We start from the raw sequence: 15,611 nt of genomic DNA, 5'->3' as shown, positions 1-15,611 counted from the left end.
CTCAGTTACTAAGGTAAGCTTATTATATGGAGTGCTTATGACCTCGGTCGTGCCGACCCGCCCCATCGGATATCTGGTCGCCGACATCGCCCGCCTCATGCGACGGCGCTTCGAACGGGCGCTTTCGGCTGCCGATATCGGGGTGACCGCCGCCGAGGCGCGGGTGCTGGCCTATGTCGAGCATTATCCTGCGCGACGGCAGGCCGTTCTTGCCGAGCGGCTGGGCGTCGAGCCGATGACGCTGAGCGCGCTTGTCGACCGGCTGGAAGCAGCGGGTCTGCTGTGCCGCAGGCCGGATCCAGGGGACCGTCGCGCCAAGCTGATCGAAGTTGCGCCGGAGGCCGCGCCGGTGCTGGAACGCATCCACGGCGTTGCGATCCGGTTGCGGGCGGAAGCTGTTGCCGGGTTTTCGCCGACCGATGTCGACGCGGTCTACAACCTGCTTGGACGCATGCACGAGAATCTGACCGTTTGCGGTCCTTCGGAGACGTCATGACAACGACCGACGCCGGCACCTTGCGGCCGGACCGACCCGCCACCGGAACACCGCTTCCGCCGATGAACGAGACCCGCACCGCCGTTCTGGGGGCTGCTCTTGTCGCGATCGGCCCGATCACCATGGCGCTCTACACGCCGGCGATGCCGGTGCTGGCGGAGGTGTTTTCCACCTCGCCCTCAATGGTGAAGCTCACCTTGACGGCCTATTTCACCGGCTTTGCGCTCACCCAGCTTGTCTGCGGTCCGCTGACGGATGCCTTCGGGCGCAAATCGGTGACGCTTGTCTTTCTGGCGCTCTATCTCGCCTCTACCGTGATGGCGACCTTTGCGCCGACGATCGAGTGGATGCTGGTGGCGCGTACGATGCAGGGGATTGGCGCGTCGGTCGGGGTCGCCGTGTCGCGGGCGATTGTCCGTGACCAGTTCACGGGGCAAACGTCGGTGCGGATCATGAACACCATTGCCATGATGCTGGCGATCGGGCCGGCGCTTGCGCCGTCCATCGGCGGCGTGACGCTGGAGCTCTTCGGCTGGCGCGAAATTTTCTGGGCAATGATGATTTACGGCGTGGTGCTTGTTGTCGCCATCCTGGCCTTCCTGCGCGAGACCAATGCCTATATCGATCCGTCCAATCTCAGGCCGGGCGTTCTCTTGCGCAACTATCTGATGCTGCTCACCGACCTGCGGTTCTTGCAGCCGAGCCTTCTGGTCGGCCTTGGAATCGGCACGATCTACACGCTTGCCACAATTCTGCCCTTCGTCCTGATCGAGCAGGTCGGGCTGACTCCGACGCAGTTCGGCTTCGGCATGATGATCCAGTCCGGGTCCTTCATTGCAGGAGCGATTGTCACCTCCCGGCTTCTGAGGCGCATGGATGCCGCCGCGATCCTGCCGTTCAGCCTCAGCTGCATGGTGCTCGCCGGGGTGGTCATGGTGGGATTGCTCACCGTGTTTCCGCCGAGCTTCCTGCGCGTGATGCTGCCCGTCGGCGCCTTTGCCTTCAGCCTGGCGATGTCGCTGCCTTCAGCCTCGACCGAGGCTCTTCAGGGGTTTCCGCGGCTCGCCGGTTCGGCTTCCTCGATGATGGGCTTCATGCAGTTCGGCGCAGGCCTTGCAGGAAGTCTCGTGGCGGCCGGGCTCGGGGATCCGCTGCTCGGCCTCATGCTGGTGCCGCCGTCCATGATCTTTATCGGTGTCGGCGCCTATGCCGGGCTTGGGCGCTACAACCGGCAGCGGGCCGCGGAGCGCGTGTAGCTTCCCCCGCGCAATCTGCGCGTGGGCTTTCGGGACGTGGACGCGCCTGCGCTCAGCCCTTGCGGACGGGGTCGAGCGTAACCGAGTAGAATTCGGCGCCTGCGACGTCCATCAGCCGGACGGTCATCTGTTCGCTCGCGTCATCGATGTCGACAAGGCCGAAGAACTGAAGCCCCATGGAGGGGACAGGTTCGCGCCCTGGCTTTCGTCCGGGGCCTTCACGGTTTTCCCTTCCGGACAGAAGGTCTTGTCGAGCAGCCGCTTGGCGGCCGGATCGCTATCGGGAAGGGCGTTGATTCCCGCCTGACGGCGGCGGGTTGGCGAAGGCATAGGTCCCGCCGCCTTTTCCACGATGGCAGCCCTTGTTGGCAGTGGACTCTCATGCCGATGACAGCGCGCCGACGGTTTCATGACGCTCGACGTTGGCGCGGTCTTGACGTGTGGCGCATGCCGGGCCCAATACGCCATTCGCGTGTTTGCGGGAGCGAAGCGGAGGCGTATGGTGCGTGCCCGTATTCCCGCCGCCACGATGCCGAGAGCGGAAGACGAGCGATGACATCCCAGACAGACCCGGCCCGGACAGTTCCGGCGCATCTTGCCTTTCCCGGCGGCGGGCTTTCCCTCGACCGTCCCCGCGTCATGGGTATCTTGAACGTGACGCCGGATTCCTTTTCCGACGGCGGGCGCTTTCTTGCCCGCGAGGACGCGCTGGCCAGCGCCCGCAAGATGATTGCCCATGGGGCGGATGTGATCGACGTCGGTGCGGAAAGCACGCGGCCGGGCGCTGTCCCGGTTCCGCCGGAGGAGGAATGGCGGCGCCTGGAGCCGGTCTTGTCCGATGTCGTGGCGATGGGCACGCCCGTTTCGATCGATACCTACAAGGCGCCGATCGCCCGCAAGGCCTGCCGCGCCGGGGCCCTGATCGTGAACGATGTGTGGGGTCTGCAGAAGGATCCGGGCATGGCCGCAGTGGTGGCGGAAGCCGGCGCCGCCGTGATCATGATGCACAATCGCTCGGCCGCCGATCCGGATCTCGATATCCTGTCGGACATCGATCGCCATTTCGAACGTTCCCTTGAGATCGCCGAACGCGCCGGTATCGCGCCGAGCCGGCAGATGCTCGATCCGGGCATCGGCTTCGGCAAGACGGTCGACCAGAACTACCTCGTCCTCAACCGGCTGGAAACCCTGGCCAAACACGGCAGGCCGTTGATGGTCGGAGCCTCCCGCAAGCGGCTGATCGGCGCCGTACTCAGGGTCGAGACCGACGACCGGCTTTACGGTTCGCTGGCCCTACACACCGTTGCCATGATGAAGGGAGCGGCCATGATCCGCGTGCACAACGTCCAGCCCCATGTGGATGCCGCGCGTATCGCGCGGGCGATTGCCGGAGAGGGCGTGGCATGAGCGATGCACCGCAAACGCGGCCAGTCCGCGCGGCGCTGGGGCTTGGATCGAACATGGGCGACACGCGCGCCAATCTCGATGCCGCGCTTCGCGGCTTGAGCGAAAGCGACGGCTTGCGCGTTGTCGCGCGCTCCAGCGGCTATCGCACACCGCCCTGGGGGCCTGTTCCGCAGGACGACTATCGAAACGCCTGCGCGCTGGTGGAGACGACGCTCGCCCCGCGCGCGCTGCTGGACCTGTGCCTCTCGGTGGAGCGCGCGCTCGGGCGCGTGCGCGATGTGCGCTGGGGGCCGCGTCTCATCGATATCGACGTGCTGATCTACGGCGAGGAAAGGGTGGAAGAGGACGGTCTCTCGATCCCGCACCCGCGCATGGGCGAGCGGGCGTTCGTGCTGGTGCCGCTGGCCGAGATCTGGCCCGATGCGCCGCTTGGCGACGGCCGCACGGCTGCCGAGGCACTTGCCACCTGCCCGGGACAGGACGAGATCCGCCGCCTCGACGACGCCTGAGGCCGGCGCTTTCCGGCCGTTCAGTCGGTCTTGGCGGCGCCCTTCGATGCGGCATCGCGACCGAAGTTCGGACTGTCGGTGTCCTGGCCCGCCTCGACGATGGAGCGACGGATGCTGCGCGTGCGGGTGAAAAGCTCGAACAACGCGTCGCCGTCGCCCCAGCGCACCGCGCGCTGCAGTGCCGCGAGATCTTCGGAAAACCGTGCCAGCATCTCCAGGATCGCGTCCTTGTTGTGCAGGCACACGTCGCGCCACATGGTCGGGTCGGAAGCCGCGAGCCGGGTGAAGTCGCGAAAGCCCGAGGCGGAATATTTGATCACTTCGGATTTGGTCACGGCTTCCAGATCGTCCGCCGTTCCGACGATGTTGTAGGCGATGATATGCGGAAGATGCGAGACGATGGCCAGCACCAGGTCGTGGTGGTCGGCATCCATCGTCTCGACGGTCGAGCCGCAGGCCTCCCAGAAGGCCGTCAGGCGGGCAACGGCATCCGCATCGGCATTCCCCGGGGGGGTCAGGATGCACCAGCGGTCGCGAAAAAGATCCGAAAACCCGGCGTCGGGACCGGATTCCTCCGTTCCGGCAATCGGGTGGCCGGGAATGAAATGCACGCTGTCGGGCAGATGCGGGCCCATCTGGCGCATTACCGAGGCCTTGGTGGAGCCGACGTCGGTGACGATCGCGCCGGGCTTCAGCGCGGGCGCGATCCATTTGGCAATCGCTTCGCTCGCGCCGACGGGGACGCAAAGGATCACCAGGTCCGCGTCCGCAACCGCTTCTCCCGCGTCGAGGCAATAGCGATCTCCCAGGTCGAGCTCTTCCGCCCGGCGCAGCGTATGCTCCGAGCGCGTTGAGACGACGATTTCCGAGGCAAGGCCGTTGCGCCGGATCACATGGGCGAGCGACGACCCGATCAGGCCGATGCCGATCAGGGCGACGCGGGTAAAGGGCGTGAAGGACATGAGACTGCTTGTGCGTTGGGGGCGCCGCCGAGGTCGGCGCCCGTCCCGGGATCAGGCGGCGAGGAAGGTCTTGAGGGCCGCGACAACTGCGCGATTTGCCTCTTCCGTGCCAATCGACATGCGCAGCGCCGCGGGCAGTCCGTAGGCTGCGACCGACCGGAGAACGCATCCCCGGTCGCAGAGATAGGCGTCGGCTTCCGCCGCCGTCTTGCCAGGCGTGTCCGGAAAATGGATCAGTACGAAGTTTCCGACGCTGGGCGTGACGCTCAGGCCGAGCGCTTCCAGCTCCGAGACCACCCAGGGCAGCCAGGTTTCGTTGTGGGCGACGGCGGTCTCGAGAAAGGCCCGGTCGCGCACCGAGGCGATGCCGGCGGCCTGTGCTGCGGCCGACACGTTGAACGGCCCGCGGATGCGGTTCAGGACGTCGATGAGATGCGCCGGGCCGTAGGCCCAGCCGAGCCGCAGGGCGGCCAGGCCGTAGATCTTGGAAAACGTACGCGTCATCAGCACGTTCTCGGCCGTCGCGGCGAGTTCCATGCCGGCCTCGTAGTCGTTGCGGCGAACGTATTCCGCATAGGCGGCATCGAGCACGAGAAGCACGTGCGGCGGCAGGCCGGCGTGCAGGCGGCGCACTTCCTCGAAGGGAATGTAGGTGCCGGTCGGATTGTTCGGATTGGCGAGAAACACCACCTTGGTGCGGTCGGTGACGCGCGCCAGGATCGCGTCGACATCGGTCGCCAGATCCTTCTCCGGCGCGACGACCGGCGTGCCGCCGGCGGCGAGGATGGCGATCTTGTAGACGAGGAAGCCATGCTCGGTGAAAATGCCTTCGTCACCCGGTCCGACATAGGCGCGTGCGACCAGCTCCAGGATCTCGTCCGAGCCGTTTCCGCAGATGATGCGCTGGGAATTCAGCCCGTAGACTTCCGCGATGGCCTCGCGCAGGGCGGAGGAGCCTCCGTCCGGGTAGAGCTCCAGATGTTCCGCCTGTGCCGCATAGGCGGCGACGGCCTCGGGACTTGCGCCAAGCGGCGTCTCGTTGGACGACAGCTTGTGCAGCTTGCTGCCGCCGGTCGATTTGGTGCGGCCGGGAACATAGGGCGCAATGTCGAGAATGCCGGGACGGGGCTGCGGGTGCGACATGACTGGTTGCATTTCTTTCGCCGATTCTCGCATTGAGTGTATATTGCGGCCTCGCATCCGCCGGATCGGTCGTGCCGTTGGGCGCGACGGGACGACAAGGCGCGTTCGCGCGCACAGTCATAGGCAGAGAGCCTTGGGATGGCAAAAGAAAACATTGACCTCGGCAGGGCGCCCTCCTACGTCTCGAAGCCTTGAATTCGGGCGGGAGCATGCCGCATCCCACGGTCATGCCCGGCGGTTGAATGCCCGCCAGCCTCTGGACAGACGAGCAGAAGGACGGTCGATCTGCCATGACGCAGGAGACTTCACCGGAGCCGGCGCCGACCCACGCGGCGAAGGGCGCCACGAGCGGAACGGCGGCGAACGTTTCGACGGACCGCAGAAGCGAGATGGACGCACCGTCGAGCCAGGTTCGCGCCTTTGGCGGCGACACCGCGTTGCGGCTCGATTCCGGTGCGCTGCTCGACCCCTGGCAGATCGCCTATGAAACCTATGGCACGTTGAACGCCGACCGCAGCAACGCGGTGCTGATCTGCCATGCGCTGACCGGCGACCAGTATGTCGCATCAAGCAATCCGATCACCTCCAAGCCCGGCTGGTGGTCGATGCTTGTCGGTCCCGGCCGACCGGTGGACACCAATCTCTATTATGTGATCTGCGCCAATGTGCTGGGCGGATGCCTCGGGACGACCGGTCCGGCCTCGACCAATCCGGCGACGGGCAAGCGCTGGGGTCTCGATCTGCCGCTCGTCACCATCAAGGACATGGTGCATGCGCAGGCGGTGCTGCTCGACCACCTGGGCATCGAGAGCCTGTTCGCCGTCGTCGGCGGTTCGATGGGCGGCATGCAGGTGCTGCAATGGGCATCGAGCTATCCCGAGCGGGTGTTCGCGGCACTGCCGATTGCAACGGCCGCCCGGCACTCCTCGCAGAACATCGCCTTCCACGAGGTCGGCCGCCAGGCGGTGATGGCCGATCCCAACTGGTGTGGCGGGCGTTATTTCGACAAGGGCGTTCGCCCCTCGAAGGGGCTCGCGGTGGCGCGCATGGCCGCCCATATCACCTATCTTTCGGATCCCGCGTTGCACCGCAAGTTCGGCCGCAACCTGCAGGATCGCGAGGCCGTGACCTTCGGCTTCGATGCCGATTTCCAGATCGAGAGCTATCTGCGTCACCAGGGTATGACCTTCGTCGACCGCTTCGACCCGAACGCCTATCTCTATCTTACGCGCGCCATGGATTACTTCGATCTCGGCGCCGATTTCGGTGGCACGCTGGCGCGCGCCTTCCTGCATTCCGCGACCCGGTTCTGCGTCATGTCCTTCACCTCCGACTGGCTGTTTCCCACATCCGAGAGCAAGGCGATCGTGCGCGCCCTCAACGCGGCCGCCGCCAATGTCTCCTTCGTCGAGGTGGAGAGCGATCGCGGTCACGATGCCTTCCTGCTGGACGAGCCGGAGATGTTCCGCACCGTGGTCGGCTTCCTGACCGGCGCGGCCCACGCACGCGGCATCGCGCCGCCGACCGGGGGCGCGGCATGAGCGGCAAGAACGGCGTTCGCGGCGACCACCGGCTGGTCGCCGACCTCGTGGCTCCAGGGTCCCGCGTGCTCGACATCGGCTGCGGTGACGGCGAGCTGCTCGATCTTCTGGTGCGCGACAACAAGGTCGACGGGCGGGGCATCGAGATCTCCCAGGCCGGCGTCAATGCCTGTGTGGCGCGCGGGCTTTCGGTCGTGCAGGGCGATGCCGACAGCGATCTGGCGGATTATCCCGACGACGCCTTCGATTTTGTGATTCTCAGCCAGACGCTGCAGGCGACGCGCGCGCCGCGCGTCGTGCTGGACCAGTTGCTGAGGATCGGATCGAATGTGATCGTGTCCTTCCCCAACTTCGGTGTCTGGCGCAACCGGCTCCAGCTCATGTTCCTGGGGCGCATGCCGGTGACCGATTATCTTCCCTATTCCTGGTACGACACGCCGAACATCCACTTCTGCACCATCCGCGATTTCGTCTCGATGTGCGAGGAGACGAACGCGCATATGGTCAAGGCGATGGCGCTCAATGCGCGTGGCGAGCCGGTCGGCTTTACCGCGCCCTGGTGGGTGTGGAACCTGATCGGTGAACAGGCGCTGTTTCTGCTGAAACGCTGAAGGGGGAAGAGCCGGGTGAAACCGACAGGCCCGTCGCGGCGCCTTCGGGGATGAAGGTCGGCCGGAAGGAACGGATAAGCCGCGTCTTGCCGACCGGCGTGCCGCGGTAGATCTGCTTTTCCGCCTCCACGAGCAGGAGCCCGGCGAAGGCCGGCCACGTCCGGAGTCCGACACGTTCCCAGGCGCGCGCGCTTCTCAAGAGCATGCGCGATTTCGTCGGCGGCAGGAAGAGCGCTTCTCCGGTTCCCAGCGTGTTGAACTGGCAGGCGCGCAGCAAGGCCTCGATCTGGCCGCGCGAGAACGGACGGCCGTAGCCGAAGGGCGAGATTTCAGAGCGCGCCCACAGGCCGCGCCGGTTCGGCAGCACGACGATCATTCGGCCGCCGGGCGCAAGCACGCGCCAGACCTCGCGCAGCATGGCGTCGGGGTCGCCGCTGTGGTCGACGCCATGAACGATCAGCGCATTGTCGAAACTGTTGTCGAAGAACGGCAACTCGGTCTCGTCGACCAGCGTTGCCGAATTGCGTCCGCCGCGCGGCCAGGCGACGACGCCCTGTGCCGCCGGCATGGCGGCGACGCAGCGTTCCGCCTCGTCCAGATAGGGGCGCATGTAGGGGCCGGCGTAGCCGAGGCCGATCAGGCGGCGGTCGCGCAACTCCGGCCAGAAGCTGCGGATCCGCGCGCCGACAAGGACCCGCAACATCCGACCCAGAGGCAGGTCGTAGAAGGTGCGCTGATGGACGACGTCGAGATACATGAAGACCTGCAGCGACGGCCCGGTGGCGGGCTGGGACGCCGATTGAACCCTTCCCTGCGCCACGATGCAACCGTCTCGAATGCCGCAGCTCGCCCGCGTCGACCTCTTGTCCCCAGAGCTTGGTCGGGGCAGGGTGGGCGCGCCCGTCGCGTGGTCCTGCGGCGGTCGCTGCGGTCCGCGCTTCGGGCGCGGGTTGAGTGAAGCGAAACGACAGGAGAGCATGGCGATGAGCGAAGCGACGAAACAGGTCGAAATCCGGCAGTTTCCCTGTCTCGACGACAATTTCGGCGTGTTGGTCCACATGCCCGGGACAGGCGGAACCATCGCCTTCGACGTGCCCGACGCCGAACCGTATCTGGCGGAGCTGGAGCGCACGGGCTGGACGCTGACCGATATTCTGGTCACCCACCATCACTGGGACCACGTGCAGGGGCTGGGCGCACTCAAGGCGGCGACGGGTGCGCGTGTGACCGGCCCCGCGCTGTCGCGCGACAAGATCGCGGAGATGGATGCCGTCGTCGCGGACGGCGACACGATCACCGCCGGTGGCGTTGCGTTTCAGGCGCTGGGAACCCCGGGCCATACGCTCGACCAGATTTCCTGGTGGGCGCCGGATGCGCATTTCGCCCATACCGGCGATACGCTGTTCGCGCTTGGCTGCGGTCGGGTGTTCGAAGGCGACATGGCGATGATGTGGGCCTCGATGGAGAAGCTGGCGCGGCTGTTGCCGGGGGACACGCGGATCTATTGCGGCCATGAATACACATTGGCGAACGCGCGTTTCGCGGTGACCGTCGACCCGGACAATGCAGCGCTGGCAAAGCGCGCGAAGACCGTGGAAGGCCTGCGGGAGCGCAACCAGCCGACGCTGCCGACCACCATGGAAGACGAGCTTGCCACCAACCCCTTCCTGCGCGCGGACGATCCCGGCATCCGCAAGGCGCTCGGCATGATGGACGCAAGCGACGCGGAGGTTTTCGCCGAGATCCGCCGGCGCAAGGACAGTTTCTGACGCGGCAGGCGGTCTCCATTGGACCGTCTCAAGACCAAGGATTTTCGATGCTCGACCCCTCGCTCTCCGCCCGGGACATTATCCGCATTCTCGACCTCGCGCCGCACCCCGAAGGCGGCCACTACCGCGAGACCTACCGCGATCCGGCGACGGATGCGGCCGGGCGGGCGCGTTCGACCGCGATCTACTATCTGCTGGAGGCCGGCGAGATTTCCGCCTGGCACCGGGTGGATGCGGTGGAGATCTGGCACTGGCATGCGGGTGGGCCGCTGGCGCTGACGATTTCGGAAAACGGGCACGATGCGCGCGCGCTCCATCTTGGTGTCGACCTGGCTGCGAACCAGCGCCCGCAGGGCGTGGTGCCCGTCGGCGCCTGGCAGACGGCGGAGAGCCTCGGGCGCTGGACGCTTGTCGGATGTACCGTGGCCCCCGGCTTTGAGTTCTCCGGCTTCGAGATGGCGCCCAAGGACTGGCGGCCGGTGCCGCGCGGGTGAGACACGGTCGCCGCGCCTCCGGGTCGGGGGTTTCCCGTCTTGCGTTGCGCACGCGGGCCGTTAGAGTGCGCGGCGGCTTTCCGCCGGATGCGTAACGCCTCCGGCACTTCTTCGACTGGACAATGGATCTCATGGCACACAAAGATATCAAGAAGGTGGTGCTCGCCTATTCGGGCGGTCTCGACACCTCGATCATCCTGAAATGGCTTCAGACCGAATACGGCTGCGAGGTGGTGACCTTCACCGCCGATCTCGGCCAGGGCGAGGAGCTGGAGCCGGCGCGCAAGAAGGCCGAACTGATGGGGATCAGGGAGATCCACATCGACGACCTGCGCGAGGAATTCATCCGCGATTTCGTCTTCCCGATGTTCCGCGCCAACGCGGTCTATGAGGGCGTCTACCTGCTCGGCACGTCGATCGCGCGTCCGCTGATCTCCAAGCGGCTGATCGAGATCGCGCATGAGACCGGGGCCGATGCAATTGCCCATGGCGCGACCGGCAAGGGCAACGACCAGGTCCGCTTCGAACTGGCCGCCTATGCGCTCGATCCCGACATCAAGGTGATCGCCCCCTGGCGCGACTGGACCTTCAAGTCGCGCACCGACCTGATCGACTTCGCCGAGAAGCATCAGATTCCGGTGCCGAAGGACAAGCGCGGCGAAGCCCCGTTCTCGGTCGACGCCAACATGCTGCACTCTTCTTCCGAGGGCAAAGTGCTCGAGGATCCGTGGGAAGAGGCACCGGAATATGTGCACCAGCGCACCGTCTCGCCGATGGATGCGCCGGACGTCGCCACCGAGATCACCATCGGCTTCGAGAAGGGCGACGCGGTCTCCCTGAACGGCAAGGCGATGTCCCCGGCGACGCTGTTTGCCAAGCTCAACGACTATGGCCGTGACAACGGCATCGGTCGGCTCGATCTTGTCGAGAACCGCTTCGTCGGCATGAAGTCGCGCGGCGTCTACGAGACGCCGGGCGGCACCATCCTGCTCGAGGCCCATCGCGCGATGGAATCGATCACGCTCGACCGGGGTGCCGCGCACCTCAAGGACGAGCTGATGCCGCGCTACGCGGAACTGGTCTACAACGGCTTCTGGTTCTCGCCCGAGCGCGACATGCTGCAGGCGCTGATCGACAAGAGCCAGGAAAAGGTCGCCGGCGAGGTTCGCCTCAAGCTCTACAAGGGCAATGTGATCGTGGTCGGCCGTCAGTCGCCCTATTCGCTCTACTCGGAAGAGCTGGTCACCTTCGAGGACGACCACGGCGCCTACGACCAGAAGGACGCCGCCGGCTTCATCCGGCTGAACGCCCTGCGCCTGCGCACGCTCGCCAAGCGCGACCGGTCGAAGTAATGACGGCCCCGGCGCGGGAGGACGGGCGGATGGCCGAAATCGGCGCCGCCCTCGCCCGCGCCGGGTTCCGGCTCGTTGGCGGTTTCGCGCCGCGGGCCGAAGATGGCGTGCCGGAACTCCCCCACGGCGTTCCGACGGCCGGCCTGATGCTTGTCGGCAGTCTGTCGAGCGAGCTTTTTTCCCTTTTCGACAAAAGCCCCGAAGCCCGTGACGGCGCGCCCGATCCGCTCGACCGCTACACGCGCCGGGTTCTGACGCCGATTGCCGGGGCGGCGGGCCTTGCGCCGGTCTTCGTGTTCGACGGGCCGCCATATCATCCGTTCCAGCGCTGGGCGCTGCGCGTGGGCGGGTTTTCGTCCTCGCCAATGGGGCTGCTCGCCCATGAGACCTTCGGGCCGTGGCTGGCGCTGCGGGCGGCCTTCCTGTCGCTTGAGACCGTCGTGGATACGAGGGATGTCCCGGATGAGGGGCCGTGTCCCTCCTGTGTCGCGCGGCCCTGCATCAAAGCCTGTCCCGCCGGAGCGCTTGGACCGGCCGGTTATGACGTGCCGCGCTGCCTGGCCCATCTCGAGGCGACGCCGGATGCGGCCTGCCATAGCGGATGCCGCGCGCGCCACGTCTGTCCGGTGGGCAGCGCCTTCGCGCAAGGGCCGCGAGAGGGGGCGTTTCACATGCGCAGTTTCTTGGCGGGAGCAGTCTGAGGCGTTGCCTGTCGCAAATCTTCAAGACCCACGTCCGCCTGCGGGCTAAGCGGGCGCCAGCATTGGCTTCAAGGAGAACCGACCATGAAATTTCGCTACACGATCCTCTATGTCGAGGATGTCGCCCGCGCGCTTTCCTTCTATGAAAGCGCCTTCGGTCTGGCGACCGGCTTCCTGCACGAAGGCGGGGACTACGGCGAGCTTGTCACCGGCGAGACGAAGCTCGCCTTCTCGTCCCGCGCGCTGATGACGCAGCTTGGCAAGGATCCGGCGCGCGCCGAGCCGAAGAGGCCAGTCTTCGAGATTGCCCTTGAGACCGACGACGTCGCGGGCACGCTTGAGCGCGCGCGTGCGGCCGGGGCGTCGGTGCTGCAGGAGCTGCGCGAGGAGGAGTGGGGCCAGACGACGGCCTATGTCTCGGATCTCGATGGCTATCTGGTGGAGATCTGTTCTCCGGTCGGCGGAACCGCCAGCCCCGACTGAGCGAGCAGGACGAGGCGGCGCGTATCGGTCCTGAGCCGCGCCGGCGTCGTTCCGAACCAGCGACGGAACGCCCGGGTCATATGCGCCTGGTCGGCATAACCCGCAGCTGCGGCGATGTCGGCAAGAGGCGTGTCGTCGCCGAGCTGCAGCGCGGCGCGCCGTGCCCGGGCAAGCCCCAGCCAGAAGCCTGGCACGGTCAGGGCGTTGTCGCGAAACAGCCGCTGCAACGTGCGCGGGGCGACGGCCAGCCGGCGCGCAAGTTGCGCCGGCGTTGCCTCCGGCCGCGCCTCGATTGCGGCGAAGGCTTCAACGATGGAAGGCGCGCGGGCGCAATGCTCCTCGATCAGCATTTCCGGGCGCAGGAGATCCTCCCGTGTCTCCGCAACGCGCGCGAGCAGCCGGACGGTGTCGATCCATGTGCCCGGCACGAGGCGATAGCCGGTCAGTCGTGTGCCGGGAGCGAAGTTCGTGGCCAGAACGGGCGCGGTGTGCAACTCGCTGACGAAGCCGGAAGGCCTTGCCCCCGGAACCTCGACCATGATCAGGTCGCGGCAGCCGTCCGGGAGCACCAGATCGCGGGCCGGGCGGTCGACGGTGTGATGCCAGACGTCGAGGAGGGGCGACATGCCGGACCTGCGTGCCGGTTCAGCGGTCGCGATTGGCGACGAAACGGGCAAGCGCCGACAGCTCATCGGCGCTGGCGCCGAAGGGCGCCAGCAGGATTTCCGCCTGCGCGATCTGGCGGTCGAGTTCCGCCCGTGTCCAGTCCACGCCCTTGAGCGCGACCAGCGTCGCCTTTCCAGCGTCCGCGTCCTTGCCGGCGGCCTTGCCAAGCGCCGCGCTGTCGCCTTCTACATCGAGCAGGTCGTCGGCGAGCTGGAACGCCAGTCCGAGAATTTCGCCGAACCGCGTCAGCGCGGCGATACCGTTCGCGTCGGCGCCGGCGAGCCGTGCGCCGGTGCGCGCGGCATAACGGATCAGCGCGCCGGTCTTCATCGCTTGCAAGCGGCGAACGTCGTTCTCGGATGTCGGGCGGTGTTCGGCGGCGAGATCCAGCATCTGCCCGCCGGCCATGCCGCCGAGGCCGGCGGCGCGGGCGAGTTCGCGGCTCGCTGTCAGACGCAAGTCGGCGGAGGCATGCACCCGTTCATCGCAGATGAGATCGAAGGCGAGCGTCAGCAGCGCGTCGCCGGCGAGAATGGCGGTGGCCTCGTCGAAGGCCTTGTGCACCGTCGGCCGGCCCCGGCGCATGTCGTCGTCGTCCATGGCCGGAAGGTCGTCGTGGACGAGCGAATAGCAGTGGATGCATTCTAGCGCGGCGCCCGCCAGCACCAGCCCGTCGTCGTCGCGGCCGAACAGGCGGCCGGCCGCGACCATCAAGCCCGGCCGCAGCCGCTTGCCGCCGCCCAGACAGGCGTGGCGCATGGCGGCCGTCAGCCGCGCGGGGCGGGCGGTTTCGCCGTCGAGGGGCGCGGCGTCCAGCGCCTGCTCCAGGGCGGCTTCGACGCGCGTGGCGCTGTCGGCCAGGCGGCTTGCGGGATCGACGGTCAAGAGGGCCTCCGCGTGTCGGGTCGCGAACGGCGCATCGTTGCGCCGCGCCGCCCGCGTTCGTATCGCGGCTCCTCAGTGTCGTGAAACCGCGAAAAGGTCAACTGCGGCGGCGTCACGCCGCGAGGTTCGCCTCCAGCGCCACAGCCGCAGACTGGATGATCGCCGCATAGCGGATGGCCGTCTGGATCTGCTCGCTCGACATCCCGGCCTTGCGCAGGACGTCCTCATGCGCGTCGATGCACATGCCGCAGCCGTTGATCGCGGAGACGGCCAGCGACCACAGCTCGAAGTCGGCCTTTTCGACGCCGGGCTTGCCGATGACGTTCATGCGCAGCTTGGCCGGCATGGTCTTGTATTGCGCGTTCGAGGCCAGATGCACGAAGCGATAGTAGATATTGTTCTGCGCCATGATGGTCGCCGCCGCCTTGGCCGCGGCAAGCGCTTCCGGCGCAAGATGCTTTGCTGCCTCGTCCAGCAGTTCCTTGCGCACCGTCGGATTGCGGCTGGCGATGCCGCAGGCGACCATCAGGCCGTATTTCTGCTGGTCGGTGAAGGTCTCGTCGCTGGCCAGCGACGACAGGTTCAGGCGCGTGTCCTTGGCGAAGTCCGGCACCGCGGTCTTCAGGGCATCGATCGACATGCTGTTCGCTCCTTGGCGGAAGAAAGGCCGGGGCGGGCACAAGAGCCGCCCCGGCAGGTGTTTTTCCGAACTCAGGCGGCCAGCGTGTCGCCGCCGACCTCGCGGTTGCACGGGCACAGCTCGTCCGTCTGAAGGGCGTCGAGAACGCGCAGCGTGTCCTTCGGATTGCGGCCGACATTCAGGTTGGTCGCATAGATGTGCTGGACGGTGTTCTCGTTGTCGACGATGAAGGTGTAGCGATAGGCAACGCCGTCCGGCGACCGCACGCCAAGGCCGTCGATGAGCGAGCCGTTGGTGTCGGCAAAGGACCAGATCGCGAGCTTGTCGAGATCCGGATGATCGCGACGCCATGCAAGCTTGCAGAATTCGTTGTCGCTGGAGCCGCCGAGCACGACGCAGTCGCGGTCCTCGAAGTCACCCGCGAGACGGGCGAATTCGGCGATCTCGGTGGGGCAGACGAAGGTGAAGTCCTTCGGGTAGAAGAAGATGACCTTCCACTTGCCTTCGAAGCTGTTCTCGGTCAGCGTTTCAAATGCGCTTTCGCCGTTTTCCTCGTGATGGTTGAAGCCGGGCTTCACGCCGACGATCTCGAACTCGGGAAGGGTGTCGCCAATGCCGATCATCTGTGTCTCCTGATGGGAAATGCCGCGCACTCGCGATGGACGCGCGGCGAGGTGGAAAGGAGGGGGACACCGC

18 protein-coding genes and 1 pseudogene are annotated in these 15,611 nt (G+C 66.5%); 11 read left to right on the top strand and 8 right to left on the bottom strand.

Features of this window, described 5'->3' with window-relative positions; all coding sequences use genetic code 11:
* Positions 1-37 precede the first annotated feature (37 nt).
* Positions 38-496, top strand: a complete 459-nt coding sequence (locus G572_RS0107625) for a MarR family winged helix-turn-helix transcriptional regulator (RefSeq protein WP_029057957.1) — start codon at positions 38-40, stop codon at positions 494-496.
* Positions 493-1,752 (top strand): multidrug effflux MFS transporter, encoded by a 1,260-nt coding sequence (locus tag G572_RS0107620; protein WP_051241975.1) that lies wholly within the window; start codon positions 493-495, stop codon positions 1,750-1,752. Before G572_RS0107625 ends, G572_RS0107620 begins: the two co-directional genes overlap by 4 nt.
* Positions 1,753-1,804: 52 nt before the next feature.
* Here the strand turns inward: G572_RS0107620 and G572_RS25885 are convergent.
* Positions 1,805-2,007, bottom strand: a pseudogene (locus G572_RS25885) (alkaline phosphatase D family protein); the annotation flags it as partial.
* A 297-nt stretch (positions 2,008-2,304) separates the two neighbouring features.
* On the opposite strand from G572_RS25885, the gene folP reads away from it, so the two are divergent.
* Entirely contained in the window at positions 2,305-3,159 is an 855-nt protein-coding gene (folP, locus tag G572_RS23015) for a dihydropteroate synthase (RefSeq protein ID WP_208979062.1), read from the top strand.
* Entirely contained in the window at positions 3,156-3,668 is a 513-nt protein-coding gene (gene folK / locus G572_RS0107605; protein WP_029057955.1) for a 2-amino-4-hydroxy-6-hydroxymethyldihydropteridine diphosphokinase, read from the top strand. Before folP ends, folK begins: the two co-directional genes overlap by 4 nt.
* Before the next feature lie 20 nt (positions 3,669-3,688).
* On the opposite strand, the gene G572_RS0107600 is transcribed toward folK, so the two are convergent.
* Together G572_RS0107600 and hisC are read right to left on the bottom strand one after the other, a co-directional pair.
* Complete coding sequence (locus G572_RS0107600; RefSeq protein ID WP_029057954.1) at positions 3,689-4,630, bottom strand: prephenate/arogenate dehydrogenase family protein; 942 nt, start codon at positions 4,628-4,630, stop codon at positions 3,689-3,691.
* A 51-nt stretch (positions 4,631-4,681) separates the two neighbouring features.
* Complete coding sequence (hisC, locus tag G572_RS0107595) at positions 4,682-5,773, bottom strand: histidinol-phosphate transaminase (RefSeq protein ID WP_425423421.1); 1,092 nt, start codon at positions 5,771-5,773, stop codon at positions 4,682-4,684.
* Between the two features lie 389 nt (positions 5,774-6,162).
* Between hisC and metX the strand changes: the two genes are divergently transcribed.
* Positions 6,163-7,314, top strand: a complete 1,152-nt coding sequence (gene metX / locus G572_RS23010) for a homoserine O-acetyltransferase MetX (protein WP_051242091.1) — start codon at positions 6,163-6,165, stop codon at positions 7,312-7,314.
* Positions 7,311-7,925, top strand: coding sequence for a methionine biosynthesis protein MetW (gene metW / locus G572_RS0107585; protein WP_029057952.1), 615 nt, complete (start codon positions 7,311-7,313; stop codon positions 7,923-7,925). Before metX ends, metW begins: the two co-directional genes overlap by 4 nt.
* On the opposite strand, the gene G572_RS23005 is transcribed toward metW, so the two are convergent.
* Complete coding sequence (locus tag G572_RS23005; protein ID WP_245566177.1) at positions 7,861-8,745, bottom strand: class I SAM-dependent methyltransferase; 885 nt, start codon at positions 8,743-8,745, stop codon at positions 7,861-7,863. The genes metW and G572_RS23005 overlap by 65 nt on opposite strands.
* 157 nt (positions 8,746-8,902) lie before the next feature.
* On the opposite strand from G572_RS23005, the gene gloB reads away from it, so the two are divergent.
* From gloB to G572_RS0107555, 5 genes are all read left to right on the top strand, one after another.
* Positions 8,903-9,694 carry a hydroxyacylglutathione hydrolase gene (gene gloB, locus G572_RS0107575; RefSeq protein ID WP_029057951.1) on the top strand — a complete coding sequence of 264 codons (792 nt, stop codon included), beginning with the start codon at positions 8,903-8,905 and terminating at the stop codon, positions 9,692-9,694.
* 47 nt (positions 9,695-9,741) lie between these two features.
* Positions 9,742-10,188 carry a cupin domain-containing protein gene (locus tag G572_RS0107570; RefSeq protein ID WP_029057950.1) on the top strand — a complete coding sequence of 149 codons (447 nt, stop codon included), beginning with the start codon at positions 9,742-9,744 and terminating at the stop codon, positions 10,186-10,188.
* Positions 10,189-10,319: 131 nt separating this feature from the next.
* Entirely contained in the window at positions 10,320-11,540 is a 1,221-nt protein-coding gene (locus tag G572_RS0107565; RefSeq protein WP_029057949.1) for an argininosuccinate synthase, read from the top strand.
* Positions 11,541-11,569: 29 nt separating this feature from the next.
* Positions 11,570-12,241, top strand: coding sequence for a hypothetical protein (locus G572_RS0107560; protein WP_156884509.1), 672 nt, complete (start codon positions 11,570-11,572; stop codon positions 12,239-12,241).
* An 84-nt stretch (positions 12,242-12,325) separates the two neighbouring features.
* Entirely contained in the window at positions 12,326-12,724 is a 399-nt protein-coding gene (locus G572_RS0107555) for a VOC family protein (protein WP_029057947.1), read from the top strand.
* Here G572_RS0107555 and G572_RS0107550 read toward each other — a convergent pair.
* The 4 genes from G572_RS0107550 to G572_RS0107535 all read right to left on the bottom strand — a co-directional run bounded on the left by G572_RS0107550 (position 12,673) and on the right by G572_RS0107535 (position 15,538).
* Positions 12,673-13,350, bottom strand: a complete 678-nt coding sequence (locus G572_RS0107550; protein WP_029057946.1) for an AraC family transcriptional regulator — start codon at positions 13,348-13,350, stop codon at positions 12,673-12,675. The two genes, G572_RS0107555 and G572_RS0107550, sit on opposite strands and share 52 nt — an antisense overlap.
* Before the next feature lie 19 nt (positions 13,351-13,369).
* Positions 13,370-14,275, bottom strand: a complete 906-nt coding sequence (locus G572_RS0107545) for a polyprenyl synthetase family protein (RefSeq protein ID WP_029057945.1) — start codon at positions 14,273-14,275, stop codon at positions 13,370-13,372.
* A gap of 112 nt (positions 14,276-14,387) precedes the next feature.
* Positions 14,388-14,915: an alkylhydroperoxidase, AhpD family gene (gene ahpD, locus G572_RS0107540; protein WP_029057944.1), complete on the bottom strand. Its 528-nt coding sequence runs from the start codon at positions 14,913-14,915 to the stop codon at positions 14,388-14,390.
* A 71-nt stretch (positions 14,916-14,986) separates the two neighbouring features.
* Positions 14,987-15,538 (bottom strand): peroxiredoxin, encoded by a 552-nt coding sequence (locus G572_RS0107535; RefSeq protein ID WP_029057943.1) that lies wholly within the window; start codon positions 15,536-15,538, stop codon positions 14,987-14,989.
* Positions 15,539-15,611 lie beyond the last annotated feature (73 nt).

This window comes from Stappia stellulata DSM 5886 (genome assembly GCF_000423705.1).
GTDB lineage: Bacteria > Pseudomonadota > Alphaproteobacteria > Rhizobiales > Stappiaceae > Stappia > Stappia stellulata.
Note: the sequence above shows the minus strand (reverse complement) of the source record. Positions and strands in the feature narration are given on the sequence as shown.